The organism is Pseudomonas sp. MIS38 (assembly GCF_019891575.1).
Classification (GTDB): Bacteria; Pseudomonadota; Gammaproteobacteria; order Pseudomonadales; family Pseudomonadaceae; genus Aquipseudomonas; species Aquipseudomonas putida_A.
Window position 1 is genome coordinate 193291 of record NZ_JAFLXF010000007.1, and the last position, 19625, is coordinate 212915.

Annotated in this window: 15 protein-coding genes; 9 read left to right on the forward strand and 6 right to left on the reverse strand. The window is 60.2% G+C overall.

Going from position 1 to position 19625, the window contains the following annotated elements; translation table 11 throughout:
• Positions 1 to 83 precede the first annotated feature (83 nt).
• Together cysK and J1G18_RS11120 are read left to right on the forward strand one after the other, a co-directional pair.
• The gene (gene cysK / locus J1G18_RS11115; RefSeq protein ID WP_041070300.1) at positions 84 to 1058 is read left to right on the forward strand and encodes a cysteine synthase A; all 975 of its coding nucleotides are present in this window, start codon (positions 84 to 86) and stop codon (positions 1056 to 1058) included.
• A gap of 184 nt (positions 1059 to 1242) precedes the next feature.
• Positions 1243 to 2181 carry an aspartyl/asparaginyl beta-hydroxylase domain-containing protein gene (locus J1G18_RS11120; RefSeq protein ID WP_027614536.1) on the forward strand — a complete coding sequence of 313 codons (939 nt, stop codon included), beginning with the start codon at positions 1243 to 1245 and terminating at the stop codon, positions 2179 to 2181.
• A gap of 58 nt (positions 2182 to 2239) precedes the next feature.
• Here the strand turns inward: J1G18_RS11120 and J1G18_RS11125 are convergent, their stop codons facing one another.
• Both J1G18_RS11125 and J1G18_RS11130 read right to left on the reverse strand, forming a co-directional pair.
• A complete protein-coding gene (locus J1G18_RS11125; protein ID WP_167734099.1) occupies positions 2240 to 2398 on the reverse strand; it encodes a hypothetical protein in 159 nt (52 codons plus the stop codon).
• Between the two features lie 35 nt (positions 2399 to 2433).
• The gene (locus J1G18_RS11130; protein WP_027614537.1) at positions 2434 to 2961 is read right to left on the reverse strand and encodes an N-acetyltransferase; all 528 of its coding nucleotides are present in this window, start codon (positions 2959 to 2961) and stop codon (positions 2434 to 2436) included.
• 450 nt (positions 2962 to 3411) lie between these two features.
• Here J1G18_RS11130 and J1G18_RS11135 point away from each other — a divergent pair, with 450 nt between their 5' ends.
• A complete protein-coding gene (locus J1G18_RS11135; RefSeq protein WP_223007641.1) occupies positions 3412 to 4275 on the forward strand; it encodes a DMT family transporter in 864 nt (287 codons plus the stop codon).
• Positions 4276 to 4411: 136 nt separating this feature from the next.
• On the opposite strand, the gene J1G18_RS11140 is transcribed toward J1G18_RS11135, so the two are convergent.
• Complete coding sequence (locus J1G18_RS11140) at positions 4412 to 5320, reverse strand: DMT family transporter (RefSeq protein ID WP_115988002.1); 909 nt, start codon at positions 5318 to 5320, stop codon at positions 4412 to 4414.
• Between the two features lie 85 nt (positions 5321 to 5405).
• Complete coding sequence (locus J1G18_RS11145) at positions 5406 to 7031, reverse strand: methyl-accepting chemotaxis protein (protein ID WP_223007642.1); 1626 nt, start codon at positions 7029 to 7031, stop codon at positions 5406 to 5408.
• Positions 7032 to 7440: 409 nt separating this feature from the next.
• Between J1G18_RS11145 and aceK the strand changes: the two genes are divergently transcribed.
• The 5 genes from aceK (at position 7441) to J1G18_RS11170 (ending at position 15789) form a co-directional block, all read left to right on the forward strand.
• Positions 7441 to 9162, forward strand: a complete 1722-nt coding sequence (gene aceK, locus J1G18_RS11150) for a bifunctional isocitrate dehydrogenase kinase/phosphatase (protein WP_223007643.1) — start codon at positions 7441 to 7443, stop codon at positions 9160 to 9162.
• Positions 9163 to 9396: 234 nt separating this feature from the next.
• Positions 9397 to 13308, forward strand: coding sequence for an ATP-dependent RNA helicase HrpA (hrpA, locus tag J1G18_RS11155; RefSeq protein WP_223007645.1), 3912 nt, complete (start codon positions 9397 to 9399; stop codon positions 13306 to 13308).
• Between the two features lie 326 nt (positions 13309 to 13634).
• Entirely contained in the window at positions 13635 to 14756 is a 1122-nt protein-coding gene (locus tag J1G18_RS11160; RefSeq protein ID WP_223007646.1) for a beta-ketoacyl-ACP synthase III, read from the forward strand.
• A 191-nt stretch (positions 14757 to 14947) separates the two neighbouring features.
• The gene (locus J1G18_RS11165) at positions 14948 to 15562 is read left to right on the forward strand and encodes an RNA polymerase sigma factor (RefSeq protein ID WP_003222662.1); all 615 of its coding nucleotides are present in this window, start codon (positions 14948 to 14950) and stop codon (positions 15560 to 15562) included.
• Positions 15556 to 15789 carry an anti-sigma factor family protein gene (locus J1G18_RS11170; RefSeq protein WP_098967716.1) on the forward strand — a complete coding sequence of 78 codons (234 nt, stop codon included), beginning with the start codon at positions 15556 to 15558 and terminating at the stop codon, positions 15787 to 15789. The genes J1G18_RS11165 and J1G18_RS11170 overlap by 7 nt, the downstream gene beginning before the upstream one ends.
• A gap of 182 nt (positions 15790 to 15971) precedes the next feature.
• On the opposite strand, the gene J1G18_RS11175 is transcribed toward J1G18_RS11170, so the two are convergent.
• A complete protein-coding gene (locus J1G18_RS11175; protein WP_223007647.1) occupies positions 15972 to 17303 on the reverse strand; it encodes a putative porin in 1332 nt (443 codons plus the stop codon).
• A gap of 278 nt (positions 17304 to 17581) precedes the next feature.
• On the opposite strand from J1G18_RS11175, the gene J1G18_RS11180 reads away from it, so the two are divergent.
• Positions 17582 to 18706: a GNAT family N-acetyltransferase gene (locus J1G18_RS11180; RefSeq protein WP_223007648.1), complete on the forward strand. Its 1125-nt coding sequence runs from the start codon at positions 17582 to 17584 to the stop codon at positions 18704 to 18706.
• 157 nt (positions 18707 to 18863) lie between these two features.
• Here the strand turns inward: J1G18_RS11180 and aqpZ are convergent, their stop codons facing one another.
• On the reverse strand, positions 18864 to 19559 hold the full coding sequence (gene aqpZ / locus J1G18_RS11185; protein ID WP_098967720.1) for an aquaporin Z: 696 nt from the start codon (positions 19557 to 19559) through the stop codon (positions 18864 to 18866).
• Positions 19560 to 19625: the final 66 nt, after the last annotated feature.

A 19625-nucleotide genomic window follows, 5' to 3' on the forward strand; every position in this document is an offset into this window, starting at 1 on the left:
GCAGACGTTCGACCCGACTGGACTGCGCCCGGCAACAGGCATACCTTGAAAGGCTGAATTCAACGCTGCATAAGGACCCAGCCATGAGCCGTATTTTCGCTGACAACGCCCATTCCATCGGCAACACGCCGCTGGTGCAGATCAACCGCATCGCGCCGCGCGGCGTGACCATTCTGGCCAAGATCGAGGGGCGCAACCCCGGTTATTCGGTCAAGTGCCGGATCGGCGCGAACATGATCTGGGACGCCGAAAGCAGCGGCAAACTCAAGCCGGGCATGACCATCGTCGAACCGACGTCGGGCAATACCGGCATCGGTCTGGCCTTCGTTGCCGCCGCCCGTGGTTACAAATTGATGCTGACCATGCCGGCATCAATGAGCATCGAGCGGCGCAAGGTGCTCAAGGCCCTCGGCGCAGAGCTGGTCCTGACCGAACCGGCCAAGGGCATGAAAGGCGCGATCGAGAAGGCTGCCGAAATTGTTGCCAGCGACACTGGCAAATACTTCATGCCGTCGCAGTTCGATAACCCGGCCAACCCGGCGATCCACGAAAAAACCACCGGCCCGGAAATCTGGAACGACACCGATGGCGCCGTCGATGTGCTGGTGGCTGGCGTCGGGACCGGCGGAACCATCACCGGCGTTTCGCGGTATATCAAGAATACCCAGGGCAAACCGATTCTGTCGGTGGCAGTGGAGCCGGTGTCTTCTCCGGTCATCAGCCAGGCGCTGGCGGGTGAAGAGATCAAGCCGAGCCCACACAAGATTCAGGGGATTGGCGCGGGTTTCGTGCCGAAGAACCTCGATCTGTCGATGGTCGACCGGGTGGAGCAGGTCACTGACGACGAGTCCAAGGCCATGGCGCTGCGCCTGATGCAGGAAGAAGGGATTTTGTGCGGTATCTCCTGCGGCGCGGCCATGGCCGTGGCAGTGCGTTTAGCCGAGAAGCCTGAAATGCAGGGCAAGACCATCGTGGTGATTTTGCCGGACTCCGGTGAGCGCTATCTGTCGAGCATGCTGTTCAGCGATCTGTTCACCGAGCAGGAGAATCAGCAGTAGTCGAATTGACTCAGATCAGCCAGGGTTCAGGATCGTTATGCTAATAAATGCTTTGTTGCGCAATTCTTAACACTGAATCTTGGGTTCAGCGGGTTTTTCCCGAGGCCGGTAGTGTTTATCATGGCCGGCTGCCATGCCGGGTAATGGGCATTACGCAGCGTTGTCTTTATTCAAGGAGTCGTTGATGACCTTTTCGTTAGCCGCCAAGGTGTTGGTGTTGCTGCTGTTTGTGGGCAGCATCCTCTATGTGCATTTGCGCGGCAAGGCGCGTCTGCCGGTACTGCGTCAGTTCGTCAACCACTCGGCGCTGTTCGCCCCGTACAACGCGCTGATGTACCTGTTCTCCGGCGTTCCCTCCAAACCGTATCTGGATCGCAGCAAGTTTCCGGAGCTGGATGTGTTGCGCGATAACTGGGAAACCATTCGCGACGAAGCCATGCACCTGTTCGACGAGGGCTACATCCGCGCCGCCGAGAAGAACAATGACGCCGGTTTCGGCTCGTTCTTCAAAAAAGGCTGGAAACGTTTCTACCTCAAGTGGTACGACAAACCGCTGCCGTCGGCCGAAACCCTGTGCCCGAAGACCGTGGCGCTGGTCAGTGCGATCCCTAACGTCAAAGGCGCGATGTTCGCGCTGTTGCCGGGTGGCAGCCATCTGAACCCGCACCGTGACCCGTTTGCCGGCTCGCTGCGTTATCACTTGGGCCTGTCGACACCGAACTCCGACGATTGCCGGATCTTCGTTGATGGTCAGGTCTACGCCTGGCGTGACGGTGAAGACGTGATGTTCGATGAGACCTACGTGCACTGGGTCAAGAACGAGACCGAACAGACCCGCGTCATCCTGTTCTGCGATGTCGAACGCCCGCTGAGCAACCGCCTGATGACCCGCATCAATCGCGCCATCAGCGCCTGGCTGGGCCGCGCCACCGCGCCGCAGAACCTTGATGATGAACGTGTCGGCGGCATCAACCAGGCCTACGCCTGGAGCAAGAACTTCAGCGACCGGTTCAGCGGCGTGGTCAAACAGTGGAAACGCCGCAATCCCAAGGCCTACCGCATCCTGCGTCCGGTATTGGCAGTGGTAGTGTTGACGTTGCTGGGGTATTGGCTGTTTGGTTGAAGCCGGATGTTGAAATGAAAAAACCGCTCCTTGTGAGCGGTTTTTTATTGTCTGTGAGTCAGCGGCGCCCGGCGAGAACGTTGGGTTCGTCTTCAATGCCTGTAATCAGTAACTGCAGAAAGCGCTGCTGATTGGCTGATAGCCCGGATGACACAATCTTTTCTTCTGTTTTGATTGATCTTTTCTTAGCGGGGGATTTCTTGACTGATTTGCGCATGCTCCCTCCCTCATTGATCATTACTTGAACTGTTTTCACGATACTTTACTCTCCACTGCTAGGACAAGACGACCTTCCAAATCAAATTTGAAGCCGAGCTTTGTATAAACAGGAATTGCGCCCTGCATTGGCTCCTGGACTTCAATGAACTTGCTGCCGACTATTTGGGCGAACTCATCGATGACCATCATCGCCAAGGTCCCGATACGATTTTTCAGCGGGTGAGAATCTCCGGGTCGCCCTTCCAATCGTACGATTCGAATACGTTGGCGGCTTTTGTTCGGATTGACGAAGCACAGTCCGCAGAGCTGTTCTTCGAACCAGATCGCGATATCCAGGGACAGGGGTTCTCGTGATTTCCATGCGGCAACCTCTCGCCAGCAAAAAAGTGGATTCTCCCAGAGCTCGAACGCGCTCAGTGCTATGGCGTCGATGGGTTCGAAGCGTACTTTCGACAAGTCTTGCCGCGCTGGTAGCTGCAATAGAGCTTTGGCGATGCTTGCCTGTTTCCTGGCCTGCGACTTGTACAACTGATACCGCAAATTCGTCCGTTCCCTTGGCATGTGATCCCGAGCATTCCCTGTCTCCCCATCAATGGGCCTATCCGTTGCTCTTCAGCCTAATCACCTCGCGGCCAACTGTCCCTGCTGGCCCTTTGTCCAAATCATTGCAATCCATGTCCCACGCTGGTTATAGTCGGCGCTCGTGAATCATCTGATTCACTCTCCAAACCCTTCAAAAAAGATCAGCCCCAATGCCTGCATCCCTCATCAACGCGGTAGTCGATTCAGCGGTCAACGCTGGCGTCGTGCCGTGCGGGAATCAGCAGCCTGGGCAGATCAGTCATTACCCTCCACCTGTCAGTAGCACGCCGGTGTGCGCCGTCGTATCACCGCCGGGCGTTGGCGTTTCGGGCTGATCGGCATTCTCTGCTGACCCCTGCGCTCGCCAGAAAACCTACTGAATTTCAGCCTCGGCTGAGTTGGCTGTTTGCCTGACTACAGGTGGTATTCATGTTTGTCCTTTCGAAAAAATCCGCGCTCGCGGCGACGTCCACGAGCCTGTTCGTTCTACTGTGGAGCAGCGGGGCGATCTTCTCCAAATGGGGCCTGGCCCATGCGTCACCTTTTGCCTTTCTGCTGATGCGCTTTGTGATCGCGCTGTGCGGGCTGTTGCTGTTGACGCCGCTGCTCAAGTTGAAGGTGCCCAAGGGCGGTCGGCCGATGCTGTTTGCGATTGCAACGGGCGTGGTGTTGTTGGGGGCGTATCAGATTTTCTATCTGTTGGCCCTGAACACCAGAGTCACGCCGGGGGTGATGGCGACCATCATGGGCGTACAGCCGATCCTCACTGTCGTGTTGATAGAGCGGCAGCGCTCGGCGAGCCGGATGTTCGGTCTGGCGCTGGGGCTGGCCGGGCTGATCATGGTGGTTTATCAGGGGATCGGACTGGCGGGGATGTCCTGGGCAGGGATGCTGTTCGGTCTGTTGGCGCTGGCGAGCATGACGGTGGGCTCGATCATGCAGAAACGCATCACCGACAATCCCCTCGGCACATTGCCGGTGCAGTATCTGGCCGGGCTGTTGTTGTGCGGGATATTTGTGCCATTTCAGCCGTTCCACTTTGAACAGAGCACGGGTTTCATCGTGCCGGTGTTGTGGATGGGACTGGTGGTGTCGGTGTTGGCGACACTGTTGCTCTATCGCCTGATCGCCCGGGGCAATCTGGTGAATGTCACCAGTCTGTTCTATCTGGTACCGGCGGTGACGGCGGTGATGGATTACCTGATTTTCGGCAATCGTCTGGCGGCGTTGAGTGTGCTGGGGATGCTGTTGATCATCGTCGGGCTGGCGTTTGTGTTCCGTAAAACTGCTTGAAAACCTTCAGGCCGACCCGGGCATTTTCAGTGTCTGGGCCGGCCTCTTCGCGAGCAAGCCCGCTCCCACAATTGGAATGCATTCCTCCTGTGGGAGCGGGCTTGCTCGCGAAGGCTGACTTGTTAACGCCGCAAAATCAGCGGACTGTTGCGGCAGCGGGCTTCACCACCGCCGGCTTCAACACCAGCCACAACGCCAGCGCAATCAACACCCCGCCATACAGGTGCGCCATCGACAACGGCTCATCCAGCAGCAACGCGCCCCACAACACGCCGAACGCCGGAATCATGAAGGTCACGGTCATCGATTTCACCGGGCCGATGGAGCTGAGCAGGCGGAAATAGATGATGTAGGCGAACGCCGTGCAGCCCAGACCCAGGCCCAGCAGCGACAGCCAGACATTCCACCCACCCCAGCTTGCCGGAGGGGCGGTGATCACGCTGTAGCCGAACAGTGGCAACAGAAACAGCGAGGCGCCGAGCATGCTGCCCACGGCCGAGAGACGACTGTCGAGCCCGCCGCTGTGATCCAGCCAGCGCCGCGTGAGGAACCCGGCGAAGCCGTAGCAAGTGGTAGCGAGCAGGCAGGCGAGGGCGCCCATCAGCAATTGCAGATCGAACGCGACCGGACCTGCGCGCGTCAGCACGCCGACACCGAACAAGCCGAGAAACACCCCGGTCAGTTTCGCGACAGTGAGTTTTTCGCTGAAAAACAGCCCGCCAATCAACACGCCCATCAACGGCGTGGTGGCGTTGAAGATTGCCGAGTAACCGGCCGGCAACACCTGCGCTGCCACTGAATACAACGTCGCCGGAATCCCCGAGTTGATAACGCCCAGCAACATCACCGTTTTCAGTTTGCCCTTGAAATCCCAGCTGATGCGCATCAGCCCGAGAATCACCAGCAGACCGACGGCAGCAATCGACACCCGAAAGAACGCGGTCGGAATAGTGCCGATCACCGGCGCAATAATGCGCATGAACAGGAAGCTCGCGCCCCAGATGGCTGCCAGCGACAGCATGCGGAAAATATCGACAGCGCTCACGATGGCACTCCTTCCTTGATCGGGACGAGAGTGTTGCCGAGCGCCCTGTCGATGGCAACCGTCAATCGGGCATTTAATTTTTCATTCAGAGCACGAAGCGCGTCACCAGGCCGTTGAGGTCGATCGCCAGGCGCGACAGTTCCTGACTGGCAGCGGAGGTCTGGGTAGCGCCGGCGGCGGTCTGGGTCGAGAGATCGCGGATGGTCACCAGATTCTGATCAACCTCGCGCGCCACCAGCGCTTGCTGCTCGGCCGCGCTGGCGATCACCAGGTTGCGCTGGTTGATCTGCGAGATCGACGCGGTGATTTTCTCCAGTGCCTGACCGGCACTGTTGGCCCGGCGGAGTGTGTGGCTGGCCTGCTCGGCACTGCTTTGCAAGGCGCCGACGGTGGCGCCAGTGCCTTGCTGGATGCTGCTGATCATCAGCTCGATTTCTTCGGTGGAGTTCTGCGTGCGTTGCGCCAGCGAACGCACTTCATCGGCGACCACCGCAAAACCGCGTCCGGCCTCACCCGCGCGCGCCGCTTCGATGGCGGCGTTGAGCGCCAGCAGGTTGGTTTGCCCGGCGATGCCGCGAATCACCTCGAGCACCTTGCTGATGTCCTGAGCCTGAGTGGCGAGGCCTTCGGCCTGCTCCGACGCACCGAGCACCGCGCTGACCAGTTCCTGAATCGAGCTGATGGTCTCGCTGACCTGCACATGCCCGTGTTTGCTGTCCTCGTTCGAGGCTTCGGAGGCCTCGGCGCTGGACACCGCGTTGGCCGCAACTTCATCCACCGCCGTGCTCATCTCGGTGACGGCGGTGGCGGCCTGTTCGATCTGATCGTTCTGCTGTTGCAGGCCACGGGTGCTTTGCTCCATCACCGAGCTCATTTCTTCGGCGGCGGAGGCCAGTTGCTGCGCCGATTCGCTGATGCCCCGGATGGTCGAGCGCAGGTTGTTCTGCATCTCGGCGAGGGCGCTGAGCAACTGCGCCGCCTCATCGCTACCGTGATCGGCAATCTGGCCGCTGAGGTCGCCGGCGGCAATTTTTTGCGCGACGGACAGGGCTTGATTGATCGGTGCGGTGATGCTGCGGGTCAGCAGCCAGGCCAGCAGCAGGGTGGCGATCAGGGCGACAACGATGATGGTCGCGACAATCCACAGCGCCTGCTGATAAACCCCGGCAGCAGCCTCGGCGGCGCTGTCGGCGCCTTGCTGGTTGACGCTGATCATCTGCTCCAGCGCCTTGTCGAGGATCCGGCCCTGTGGCGCCAGTTCATTGTTCAGACGGGCATAGGCCTGTTCACTTTGCCCGGCGTCGATCTGAGCGATGATCTGGTCCAGGATGCTCATGTACTTGGCGACGTCGCCATTCAAACCGTCGAGCATCGCCCGTTCCGCATCGCTGGCCAGTAGAGCGGTGTGGTCCTTCAGGCGCTTCGACAATTCTTCGCGTTGCACCTTGATGAGGCCTTTGCTTGTGTCGCGTACCGCCGGCTGGGTGCTGGTGATCAGGCGCAGGGATTCGAGGCGGATGTTGGCGATGTTCGCCGCCGCATCGTGAATGCTCTCGATGCTGGGCATCCACGATTCCTCGATCACCGTTGCGCTCTCACGCAGATTTTTCATCTGGCCCAGGCCGAACAGGCCGACCACCACCAGCAGGGCGGCCAATACGGCAAAACTCAAACTGGCGCGCAAACCGATGCGCAGATTGCGGATAGACATCAATGTGCTCCTTGATCTATGAGGAAGAGGTCGTCCTCGTGGGCCGAGGATCTTGTTGTGAGGCGGGTACTGGCGGGCTGTATATCAAAGTGCCACTATTTTGGTAAGACCAATCTGTGAGCAGTTCTTCTCTTTCATCGACAGGCGGGAACGCAGCGGTAAAACCGCGAGCCAGAGCGGTGGGGCAGGGATTGGATCCGAATCCCAGGGAATTCGCGGGCTGGCGCGGGGCGGCAGGCGAGACTGAGAGGGCGGTTAATTGACCGAACGGTCGACTCAAAAAACTTTGATAAAAACTGTGTCTCTGTACAACCCTGCCGCGCTTTTGGCAGAAATTGCACTTCTCCTGCGCATGCATCCGTGGCTAAGCTCAGGCACAGATTTCCACTTGCACGCCGAGGTCTCATCTATGCCGCAGCAATGGCCAGCCACCGACATCGCCCGCATGATCCTCGATGGCTTTGACGATTACCGCGAGCACTTCCGGCGGATTACCGATGGTGCGCGCGAGCGCTTCGAGCAGGCGCGCTGGCAGGAGACGCAGACCGCGTCGGCGGCGCGGATCAATCTCTACGAAGAAAAGGTCGGCGAAACCATCGCCCGCCTGCGCGAGCATTTCGACGACGAGACGCTGATGAATGTCGGCAGTTGGCCGTTGGTGAAAAGTGCTTACATCAGTGTCATCGACCTGCGCTTCGACGATGAACTGTCCGAGACCTGGTACAACTCGATTTTCTGCGGGCTGTTCAGTCACGACCTGATCAGCGACGGCTGCATGTTCATCCACACCACCCGGCCGAGCCTGCGCCGCGCCCGGGCCGCACAAACCCGCACCTACAAGCCGCAGGGCCAATTGTCATCAATGCTCGCCAGCATCTTTGCCGACTACCGCTTCAGCGAGGATTACGCCGATTTGCCCGGCGACCTGCAGCGCCTCGAGTCGCAACTGCGCGAGAATTTGCCGGACTGGGTGTGCAAGGATCCGGAGCTGAGCGTCGAGTTGTTTTCCTCGGTGTTGTACCGCAACAAGGGCGCGTATCTGGTCGGGCGCATCTACACCCGCGACGAGCAGTGGCCGCTGGTGATTCCATTGCTGCACCGCGAGGGCCGCGGGATTCAGATCGATGCGCTGATCACCGACGAAGCCGATGTGTCGATCATCTTCTCCTTCACCCGTTCGTATTTCATGGTCGATGTGCCGGTGCCGGCGGAGTTCATCGGCTTCCTGCGGCGCATCCTGCCGGGTAAGCACATCGCCGAGCTGTACACCTCGATCGGCTTCTACAAGCACGGCAAATCCGAGTTCTACCGGGCGCTGATCAATCACCTGGCCAACACCGACGACCAGTTCATCATGGCCCCCGGCGTGCGCGGCATGGTCATGAGCGTGTTTACCCTGCCGGGCTTCAACACCGTGTTCAAGATCATCAAGGACCGTTTCTCGCCGTCGAAAAACGTCGACCGGGCGACGGTGATCGAAAAGTACCGACTGGTGAAAAGTGTCGACCGGGTCGGGCGCATGGCCGATACCCAGGAGTTCGCCGACTTCCGCTTTCCGCTGAGCAAGTTCGATCCGGCGTGCCTGGAAGAACTGCTCGAGGTCGCGCCGTCGACGGTCTCGGTCGAGGGCGACACGGTGCTGATCCGCCACTGCTGGACCGAGCGCCGGATGACCCCGCTCAACCTTTACCTGGAAAACGCCAACGACGCGCAGGTGCGCGAGGCACTGGAGGATTACGGCCTGGCGATCAAACAACTGGCCGCGGCCAACATCTTTCCCGGCGACATGCTGTTGAAGAACTTCGGCGTCACTCGTCACGGCCGAGTGGTGTTCTACGACTACGACGAGATCTGTTTCCTGACCGAAGCGAACTTCCGCCACATCCCCGCGCCGCGCACCCCCGAGGACGAAATGGCCTCCGAACCGTGGTACTCGATCGGGCCGCTGGATGTGTTCCCGGAAGAGTTTCCGCCTTTCCTGTTCGCCGATGCCGGGCAGCGCAAACTGTTCGATCAACTGCATGGCGAGTTGTATAACGCCGATTACTGGAAGGGTTTGCAAGAGGCGATTCGCGCCGGCAAAGTCATCGACGTCTTCCCTTACCGCCGCAAAGGTCTGGATAACGAATGACTCCCAGGTAAACACATTGTGGCGAGGGGATTTATCCCCGATGGGGTGCGAAGCACCCCCCAAAACCATTCAACTCAGACGCTTCAGAGCGACTTTCATATCCAGTCGGCGACTGCTGCGCAGCCGATCGGGGATAAATCCCCTCGCCACAAAAGCACCTCGCAGTCGTGTTCAGTGACGCAAATCTGCGACAATCGCCCCCCTGCATAAACAGACGACCGAATTGCGTACCCGATGACCGACGAATCGCCCTCCATCGACAAACTGCTGAAAAACCTCGATCACGCCATGCTCGCCGACCGTCACCGGCTGCGGCGGCAGTTGCTCGAGCTGCGCAAGAAACCCGACGAGGCCAAACTGGCCCAGTGGGTGGCGCGCATGCAGGCGTCCTGTGATCAGGTGCTGGCGCGCCGTGCCAGCCTGCCAGTGATTCGTTACGACGACAGCCTGCCGATCGCCGCCAAGCGCGACGAAATCAAGGCCGCGCTGGAGAAGCATCAGGTGCTGATCATTGCCGGCGAAACCGGCTCGGGTAAAACCACCCAGTTGCCGAAAATCTGCCTGGAAATCGGTCGCGGCCAGCATGGCTTGATCGGCCACACCCAGCCGCGCCGAATCGCTGCGCGCAGTGTCGCCAGCCGTGTGGCCGAAGAGCTCGGTACGCCGCTCGGTTCGCTGGTCGGCTATCAGGTGCGCTTCGAGGATCAAAGCGATTCCAACACCCTGATCAAACTGATGACTGACGGCATCCTGCTGGCGGAAACCCAGAACGACCGCTACCTCGAGCGCTACGACACGATCATCGTCGACGAAGCCCACGAACGCAGCCTGAACATCGACTTCCTGCTCGGTTACCTGAAAACCCTGCTGCCGCGTCGCCCGGATCTGAAGGTCATCATCACTTCGGCGACCATCGATCTGGAGCGCTTCTCCAAGCATTTCGACGATGCGCCGATCGTCGAGGTGTCCGGGCGGACTTTCCCGGTGGACACCTGGTATCGCCCGCTGACCCTGGAGCAGGACGAAGAGGGCAACCGCGTCGAGGACGACCTGACCGTGGACCAGGCGATCCTCGCCACCCTCGATGAAATCGCCGCCTATGAGCGCAGCGAACGCCGCAGTCCCGGCGATGTGCTGGTGTTCCTGCCCGGCGAACGCGAGATTCGCGACGCCGCCGACATGCTGCGCAAGGCTCAGCTCAAACACACGGAAATCCTGCCGCTGTACGCGCGCCTGTCGCCGGCCGAACAGCAGCGGATTTTCCAGTCGCATCCGGGGCGCCGCGTAGTGCTGGCGACCAACGTCGCCGAGACCTCGCTGACCGTGCCGGGCATCCGTTACGTGATCGACAGCGGCACAGCGCGCATCAGTCGCTACAGCTATCGCGCCAAGGTCCAGCGCCTGCCGATCGAAGCGATTTCCCAGGCCAGCGCCAATCAGCGTAAAGGTCGCTGCGGCCGGGTCGAACCGGGGATCTGCGTGCGCCTGTACAGCGAGGAAGATTTCCTCGGTCGCCCGGAGTTCACCGATCCGGAAATTCTGCGTACCAACCTTGCCGCCGTGATCTTGCAGATGCTGCACCTGCGCCTCGGCGAAATCACTGCGTTCCCGTTCATCGAGCCGCCGGACGGCAAGGCGATCAGCGACGGTTTCAACCTGCTGCAAGAGCTCTCGGCGGTGGATCGCAACAGCCAGCTGACCCCGCTCGGGCGCCAACTGGCGCGTCTGCCGGTGGACCCGCGCATGGGCCGCATGCTGCTGGAAGCGGCAAAACTCGGCAGCTTGCAGGAAGTGCTGATCGTCGCCAGTGCGATGTCGATTCAGGACCCGCGCGAGCGTCCACCGGAGCGTCAGCAAGCAGCCGATCAGGCCCACGCACAATGGAAAGACAGCGATTCGGACTTCGCCGGACTGGTCAATCTGTGGCGCGGTTTTGAAGAGCAGCGTCAGGCGCTGACCGCCAGCCCGCTGCGCAACTGGTGCCGGAAGAATTTCCTCAATTATCTGCGTCTGCGCGAGTGGCGTGATTCCCATCGCCAGTTGAGTCTGATCTGCCGCGACATGCAGTTGAGCCTCAATAAAGAGCCGGCGGATTACCCGAAACTGCACAAAGCAGTATTGGTCGGCCTACTCAGCCAGATCGGTCAGAAAACCGAGGACGGCGATTACCTCGGCGCCCGGCAGCGGCGCTTCTGGATTCACCCGTCGTCGGGCATCGGCAAGAAACGTCCGCAGTGGCTGATGACCGCCGAACTCGTGGAAACCACCAAGCTTTACGCGCGGATGGTCGCCAAGATCGATGCCGACTGGATCGAGCCGCTGGCCGGGCACCTGATCAAGAAAAACCATTTCGAACCGCACTGGGAGAAGAAGCGCGGCCAGGTCGTGGCTTACGAGCAGATCACCCTGTTCGGGCTGATCGTGGTCGGTCGCCGCCCGGTGCATTACGGCCCGGTGGATCCGCTGGTCTCGCGTGAGCTGTTTATCCGTGAAGGTCTGGTGCGTGGCGAGATTCAGTCGAAAGCCAAGTGCCTGACCGCCAACAAGCAGTTGCTCGAACAGCTCGACGAACTGGAAGCCAAGGCTCGGCGCCGCGACATTCTCGCTGACGAAGAAACCCTGTACGCGTTCTACGATGCGCGCTTGCCGGCGGAGATTCATCAGACCGCGACGTTCGACAGCTGGTATCGGGTCAACAGCCAGAAAGACCCGCAATTGCTGATCATGCGCGAAGAAGACGTGCTGGCCCGCGAGGCCAGTGAGGTCACCGCGCGCGACTACCCGGACACGCTGCACATCGGTGATCTGGAACTGGCGCTCAGTTATCACTTCGAACCCAATCACCCGCGCGACGGCGTGACCCTGCGCGTGCCGGCACCGCTGCTGCCGATGCTGCCACCGGAACGTCTGGAATGGCTGGTGCCGGGACTGATCGAGGCCAAGTGCATTGCGCTGGTGCGCAATCTGCCGAAAGCCTTGCGCAAGAACTTCGTGCCGGTACCTGATTTCATCAAGGCGGCGTTGCAGCGCATGACCTTCGCTGAAGGCTCATTGCCGCAAGCGCTCGGTCGCGAGTTGCTGCGCATGACCGGTGCGCGCGTCAGCGATGAAGCATGGGCGGAAGCCGCGCAGCAGGTCGAAAGCCATCTGCGGATGAACCTGGAAATCGTCGACGGCCAGGGCAAGTTCCTCGGCGAGGGCCGCGACCTGGCCGAGCTGACCGCGCGTTTTGCCGAAGCCAGCCAGGCGGCTTTGGCCGTGCCGCAGAGTGCGAAAAGTCAGCAACCGGTGGAGGCCAAGGTCTTCGCCCCGGTGGCGGAAAAGACCCAGCAGAAGATTGCCGGATTGTCGATGACGGTCTATCCGGCGCTGGTGGAAGAGGGCGGCACGGTCAAGGAAGGGCGGTTCTCGACCCCGGCCGAAGCTGAGTTCCAGCATCGCCGCGCCTTGCAGCGGCTGCTGCTGCAGCAGCTGGCGGAGCCGGCGAAGTTCCTGCGCAGCAAACTGCCGGGTATCACCGAGTTGGGCCTGCTGTATCGCGAGCTGGGCCGAGTGGATGCGCTGGTCGAAGACATTCTGCTGGCCAGCCTCGACAGCTGCATTCTGGAAGGCGAAGACCCGTTGCCCCGTGACGGCGCCGGGCTCGCCGCATTGGCCGAACGCAAACGCGGCAGCTGGACCGAACACGCCGAGCGCGTGGCAAGGCTGACGCTGGAGATCCTCAAGCTGTGGCACGGCCTGCAAAAACGCTTCAAGGGCAAGATCGATCTGGCGCAGGCTGTGGCGCTGAATGACATCAAGCAGCAAATCAGCAATCTGGTGTATCCGGGTTTCGTCCGGGAAACACCGATGCAATGGCTCAAAGAGTTGCCGCGTTATCTGAAGGCGGTCGAGCAGCGTTTCGAGAAACTCGGTGCGCAAGTGCAGAAGGATCGCGTCTGGAGCGGTGAACTGGCCGGCCTCTGGGCGCAATACCAGACCCGCGCGGCTAAACATGCCCAGGAAGGCAAACGCGATCCGCAGCTTGAACTGTACCGTTGGTGGCTGGAGGAATACCGCGTGTCGCTGTTCGCCCAGCAGTTGGGGACGAAAGCGCCGATCTCGGACAAACGGCTGAGCAAGCAATGGAGTCAGGTCGAGGCCTGACAGTGAGCCTTACACAATCCCTTGTAGGAGTGAGCCTGCTCGCGATTGCGGTGTGTCAGTCACCGTAATACTGACTGACACACCGCAATCGCGAGCAGGCTCACTCCTACAGGGAAATGGGGTGGTGCTTGAGAAAGGCGCCAAAACCTTGGGTTTATGGCAAACTTCGCGACCATAAACGCCGGTTTCGTGACCCAGAGCCTTCGGCCGGGTCACGTGGCGGAATAAAGCGATGCCAGGTCAGCGTCCCCGGACGGGAACAGACCCTTTGTGTGTTGGTACGTCGGTGCCAGCGCTTTCTGCCTGAACAGATTAGAGAAACGACCATGCATAACGTCGTCATCAGCGGCACCGGCCTGTACACCCCGGCCAACAGCATCTCCAACGAAGAGCTGGTGCAGTCTTTCAATACCTACGTCGCGCAGTTCAACGCCGACAACGCCGACGCCATCGCCAGCGGTGAAGTCCAGGCGCTGACCGAATCCAGTGCTGCATTCATCGAAAAAGCCTCGGGCATCAAGAGCCGCTTTGTCATGGACAAGGACGGCATCCTTGATCCTGCGCGCATGGCCCCGCGCCTGCCGGAGCGTTCCAACGACGAATGGTCTGTGCTGTGCCAGATGGCCATCGGCGCCGCTGAACAGGCGCTGCAACGTGCCGGCAAGACCGCCGCCGACATCGACGGCGTGATCGTCGCCTGCTCCAATCTGCAGCGCGCCTACCCGGCCATCGCCATCGAAGTCCAGGAAGCACTGGGCATTCAGGGTTTCGGTTTCGACATGAACGTCGCCTGCTCCTCGGCGACCTTCGGCATTCAGGCCGCGGCCAACAGCGTGCAACTGGGCCAGGCCCGGGCGATCCTGATGGTCAACCCGGAAGTCTGCACCGGTCACCTGAACTTCCGTGACCGCGACAGCCACTTCATCTTCGGTGACGCCGCGACGGCGGTAATCATCGAGCGTGCCGACCTGGCGACGTCCAAACACCAGTTCGACGTGGTCAGCACCAAACTGCTGACCAAGTTCTCCAACAACATCCGCAACAACTTCGGCTTCCTCAACCGCGCCGCGGAAGAGGGCATCGGCGCCCGCGACAAGCTGTTCGTGCAGGAAGGCCGCAAGGTGTTCAAGGATGTCTGCCCGATGGTCGCCGAGCTGATCGGTGAGCACCTGGAGGAGAACCAACTCAACGTCGGCGACGTCAAGCGCTTCTGGCTGCACCAGGCCAACCTGAGCATGAACCACCTGATCGTGCGCAAGCTGCTGGGCCGTGAAGCCACTGAAGAAGAAGCGCCGGTGATTCTCGACACCTACGCCAACACCAGCTCTGCCGGCTCGGTGATTGCCTTCCACAAATATCAGGACGATCTGGCCGCCGGTTCGCTGGCCGTGCTGAGCTCGTTCGGCGCCGGTTACTCGATCGGCAGCGTGATTCTGCGCAAGCGCTGAGTCACCCGCCCTTGTGGCGAGGGAGCTTGCTCCCGCTCGAGTGCGTAGCGCTCCCGACACCGGCGATTGCGGTCTTGCTGAAGAACCGCAATCGCCGGTTTTGCGACTGCTGCGCAGCCGAGCGCGAGCAAGCTCGCTCGCCACAGGGTCGAGTGCGTTAACGTTAATCGGTATTTGCAAACGAGGCGTGCATGGCCGCAACCGACGACACCCAGCTGCTCGAACGCCTGCTCGCCGGTGAGCAAAAGGCGTTCAAGGAGCTGGTCAGCACCTACCAGAGCGCCATGCGCGCCGTGGCTTACGCGATTGTCGGCCAGCGCCATGTCGAAGAAGTGGTGCAGGACGCCTGGCTCTCGGTGGTGCGCCATATCGGCAGCTTCGAGGGTCGTTCCAGTCTCAAGACCTGGCTGCTGACCATCACCGCCAACTCGGCCAAGAGCCGCTACAAACAAAACCGCCGCGAAGTGTTGATGGATGACCTGCCGTCTCCCCACGGCACCATCGATGACGACCGTTTTTCGCCCGGTGACGGCCATTGGCTGGTGGCGCCATTCGCCTGGCATCAGGACACCCCGGAAGCCTTGCTCACCGAAAGCGAACTGCGTGATTGCCTTGAGCACACCTTGCTCAGCCTGTCGGAACTGCAAAGCAGCGTGTTGCTGCTGCGCGAACGTCAGGGTCTGGAGCTGGAAGAGATCTGTAATCTTCTGGAGATCTCGCTCTCCAATGTCCGTGTGCTGCTGCATCGTGCGCGGCTGAAAGTCTTCGCCACGGTGGAGCATTTTGAGGAGACCGGCGAATGCTGACCTGCAAGGAACAAGTGGCACGCTCCAGCGATTATCTCGATGGCCAGTTGAGCTTTCGCGAGAAGCTGCTGGTGCGCCATCACCTGATGTTCTGCCCCAACTGTCGGCGGTTCATTCGTCAGATGCGTTTGATGCAGGCCACGTTGAAGGCGATGCCGGAGAAGCCGCAAGAGGGTGTGGATGCGCTGGCTGAGCGTCTGGCCGAGCAACGCCGTAAGGAAAAATAGAATCTCACTTGTAGGAGCTGCCGAAGGCTGCGATCTTTTGATCCTCAAAAACAAGATCAAAAGATCGCAGCCTCCGGCAGCTCCTACAGTGTTTTTGCATCCTGCAGAAATAGCCGGCGCGGGACGAAACGAACGGATGATGGGGATCGTCCCGCCCGCGTCAGGCTAGAGGGTGATGCGTTTTAGAACTTGGCTTCGGCATCCAGTTGCAGCGTATTGATGTCGGAGTCGGTCTTCTTCAGGCTGGCGTTGGTGTAGTCCGAGTTGGCCATGAAGTAGGTGGCACCCAGGGTGAAGTTCTTGTCCAGCTCGTAGCTGACTTTCAGCTTGCTGCCGCGCGAACCGGTGTAGCCGTTGGCGAAGTCGGAGTCGGTGAAGGCACCGACCACCGCGTTACGCTGTACGTCGCGGTAGTTGTAGTCGATCCCGAAGCCATAAACCTTGGTTTTCACGCCGGCCAGCCAGCCAGTGTCCTGGTCGTTGCTGGCGTCTTTGTTGTTGACGTACTGACCGTAGATCGACAGCGGTACTGGCAGGTTGGCGATGTCCAGTTGACCAAAACCTTCATACAGTTTGAAGGTTTCGTTCGGGCTGTTGCCGTTGACGGCCAAGGCACATGGCGCAGTGACGGTGCCGGTGGTCGGGCAGGTGCTGTCCTTGTCATTGTCGTAGGAATAGAGGCTGCCACCCAGGGTCAGTTTCAGGCTGTCGGTCAGTGCGAAGCGACCGCCCAACTGGCCAGCGTACAGACGCAGGTCGTGCTTGAACTGCACGCCTTCGCCGTCGACGTTGTCCTTGAGGGTGTAGTGGCCGGCGCTACCGAACAGCTCGGTGCTGCCGTTCAACGGATACTTGTAGGTGACGGCCAGACCTTCCGGGTTGATGTCGCTGTCCCAGATGATGTCGCCCATGCTCACCCACGGCTGGTTCATTTTACCGGCGATCAGGTGCAGGTTCTTGATTGCGTCAGGGTGGTAGTCGACGTAACCCTGGTCGAGCCAGATCTGCTTCTTGTCGAAGTAGTTGTTCAGGTCCTGGTTGGTGGAGCGGGCGTCGTCGCTGCTGCCGGTGGCAATACGGATACCGGTGTCCACCTGCGGGTTGATTTCGGTGTAGGCACCCAGACGGGCACGAATGCGCTGACGGTCCTGGTCCTTGCTGTTCGGCACGCCATCGTTCTTGACGGTCTCCTGACGGAAACGCACGTCGCCCTTGAACTGGGTCTTGGCGGCCCAGGCGAGTTTCTGGTCGAAGGAGCTCAGCTCGTTGGTTTTCTTCGCGGTCGCCGCGATCTGCTCGTTGGTCTCTTGCTGCGCCTGCTGCGCGATTTGCTGAGCCTTCTGATCCTTGGCCAGTTCAGTTTGCAGTTCGATGTACTGCGCCTGGGAAATGGAACCGTTGGCCTTGAGCATGTCGAGCAGTTTGGCGTCGACTGCAGCACTGGCCGGAACGCTCATGGCCAGCAACAGGCCACCGCACAAGGCCGCCGCAGTTTTCGTGGAAGCAAGACGCATAGCAATCTCCGAAGATGAGAGGGATGGCAGAACCATCCGGGGCACACCGACGCGCACGTCGGAAAACAGTGTCCGGGTAGACCCCGGCGCTCTAAAAACAGGAGCGAGTATCGCGATGGTTTATGACAGAGCAGTGGCTAAGTGATGTCATGTCGATGACGATACAAAGTTGTCCTGAACTATTGATCTAGAGCGCTGTCGTCCGATTGCTCGTGTGCAAAGGGCAGCGATAAGCGATACTCGCGGGGCTTTGAAGCCCGGAAGTGGAGAGTCAGTTGATGCCGTTGCAACGCCTGCAAAGCCTGTCAGAAATCGCCCCTGCGACCTGGGATGCACTGGTGCCCGAGAACCAGCCGTTTTTGCGGCACGCCTTTCTCTCGGCCCTTGAAGACAGCGGCAGCGTTGGCCCGCATACGGGGTGGCAAGCCGAGCATCTGCTGCACGTCGAAGACGATCGGCTGATCGCGGCGCTGCCCAGTTATCGCAAGTGGCATTCCTACGGCGAGTACGTGTTCGATCACGGCTGGGCCGATGCCTGCGCCCGGGCCGGCATCGATTACTACCCCAAACTGCTGACGGCGGTGCCGTTCAGTCCGGTCAGCGGGCCACGCTTGCTGGCCGCCCGGGTCGAGGACGGTTTCGAACTGCTCAAGAGCCTGCCGGGTTATCTGGAAATCGAGGAGCTTTCCAGCGCGCACATCAATTTCACCGACCCGTTCACCGATGCCGCCATGGCCGAGCAGCCGGGCTGGCTGCAACGTATCGGCTGTCAGTATCACTGGCAGAATCGCGGTTACCGGGACTTCCAGGATTTTCTCGACGCGCTCAGTTCGCGCAAGCGCAAGCAAATGCGTAAAGAGCGCGAGCAAGTGGCGGGGCAGGGCTTCGAGTTCGAATGGCTGGAAGGGCGTGAGCTGGACGAGGCGCAATGGGATTTTGTCTACGCCTGCTATGCCAACACCTACGCCGTGCGCCGCCAGGCGCCGTACCTGACGCGCGAGTTTTTCAGTCTGCTGGCTGCGCGGATGCCGGAGGCGCTTCGGGTGGTCTTCGCCAGACAGGGTTCACGGCCGGTGGCGATGGCCTTCAGTCTGGTCGGGGGCGACAGCTTCTATGGACGTTATTGGGGCTGTCTGGCCGAGTTTGACCGGCTGCATTTCGAGACGTGTTTCTATCAGGGCATGGACTATGCGATTGCCCAGGGGTATCAGCGCTTTGATGCCGGCGCTCAGGGCGAGCACAAGCTGATTCGCGGCTTTGAACCGGTGATCACCCACTCGTGGCACTACCTGCGTCATCCCGGTCTGAAAGTCGCAGTTAAAGACTTCCTGCAACAGGAACGTGCTGGCGTCCTTGCGTACGCCGAGGAAGCCAGAACAGCCTTGCCATACCGCCAGGCCTGAGCTTGCCTTTAAACAGGGCCGACATCGATTCTCGGGCGTGGTTGATTTATTACTGTGGGAGGGGGCTTGCTCCCGAATGCGGTGTGTCAGTAGGGTAAATATGACTGACACGACGCCTTCGGGAGCAAGCCCCCTCCCACAGGGATTTCCAGTAGTTTCAGATATCCTCTTTACCTAACCAACGATAAATCGCCCCGCCTGCCACAGCGCCAATCAGCGGCGCGACCCAGAACATCCACAACTGCGCGATCGCCCAGCCGCCGACCATCAGCGCCGGCCCGGTGCTACGAGCCGGGTTGACCGAGGTGTTGGTGACCGGAATCGAGATCAGGTGAATCAGCGTCAGCCCCAGGCCGATGGCAATCGGTGCGAGGCCCGCCGGGGCGCGTTTGTCGGTGGCGCCGAGGATGATGATCACGAACATCCCGGTCATCACCAGCTCGGTGACAAAGCCTGCCGCCATCGAGTATTTGCCGGGCGAGTGCTCGCCGTACCCATTGGACGCCAGACCTGCTGCGATGTCGAAACCCTCCTTGCCGCTGGCGATGTAGTAGAGCAGCGCGGCGGCGAGTATCCCGCCGAGCACCTGGGCGATGATGTAGGCGGGTAGCTCTTTTGCTGGAAACCGTCCGCCGACCACCAACCCGACCGATACCGCCGGATTGAGATGACATCCGCTGATGTGGCCGATGGCGAACGCCATGGTCAGCACCGTCAGACCAAACGCCAGGGCTACCCCCAGCACCCCGATGCCCAGAGGCGAAGACGCGGCGAGCACCGCACTGCCACAACCACCCAGAACCAGCCAGAACGTACCCAACAACTCAGTAACTGAACGTTTGAACAGAGACATGAGAAAGTCCTTGATAGCCCATGCTATCGAGACTGTATTGCGTTGTGCTTCCCTGCAAATTTACGA

Excerpts from the sequence above, each read along its gene's own strand:
- cysK (WP_041070300.1), top strand. The coding sequence starts at position 84 with ATGAGCCGTATTTTCGCTGACAACGCCCATTCCATCGGCAACACGCCG.
- J1G18_RS11120 (WP_027614536.1), top strand. The coding sequence starts at position 1,243 with ATGACCTTTTCGTTAGCCGCCAAGGTGTTGGTGTTGCTGCTGTTTGTG.
- J1G18_RS11125 (WP_167734099.1), bottom strand. The coding sequence starts at position 2,398 with ATGCGCAAATCAGTCAAGAAATCCCCCGCTAAGAAAAGATCAATCAAA.
- J1G18_RS11130 (WP_027614537.1), bottom strand. The coding sequence starts at position 2,961 with ATGCCAAGGGAACGGACGAATTTGCGGTATCAGTTGTACAAGTCGCAG.
- J1G18_RS11135 (WP_223007641.1), top strand. The coding sequence starts at position 3,412 with ATGTTTGTCCTTTCGAAAAAATCCGCGCTCGCGGCGACGTCCACGAGC.
- J1G18_RS11145 (WP_223007642.1), bottom strand. The coding sequence starts at position 7,031 with ATGTCTATCCGCAATCTGCGCATCGGTTTGCGCGCCAGTTTGAGTTTT.
- aceK (WP_223007643.1), top strand. The coding sequence starts at position 7,441 with ATGCCGCAGCAATGGCCAGCCACCGACATCGCCCGCATGATCCTCGAT.
- hrpA (WP_223007645.1), top strand. The coding sequence starts at position 9,397 with ATGACCGACGAATCGCCCTCCATCGACAAACTGCTGAAAAACCTCGAT.
- J1G18_RS11160 (WP_223007646.1), top strand. The coding sequence starts at position 13,635 with ATGCATAACGTCGTCATCAGCGGCACCGGCCTGTACACCCCGGCCAAC.
- J1G18_RS11165 (WP_003222662.1), top strand. The coding sequence starts at position 14,948 with ATGGCCGCAACCGACGACACCCAGCTGCTCGAACGCCTGCTCGCCGGT.
- J1G18_RS11170 (WP_098967716.1), top strand. The coding sequence starts at position 15,556 with ATGCTGACCTGCAAGGAACAAGTGGCACGCTCCAGCGATTATCTCGAT.
- J1G18_RS11175 (WP_223007647.1), bottom strand. The coding sequence starts at position 17,303 with ATGCGTCTTGCTTCCACGAAAACTGCGGCGGCCTTGTGCGGTGGCCTG.
- J1G18_RS11180 (WP_223007648.1), top strand. The coding sequence starts at position 17,582 with ATGCCGTTGCAACGCCTGCAAAGCCTGTCAGAAATCGCCCCTGCGACC.
- aqpZ (WP_098967720.1), bottom strand. The coding sequence starts at position 19,559 with ATGTCTCTGTTCAAACGTTCAGTTACTGAGTTGTTGGGTACGTTCTGG.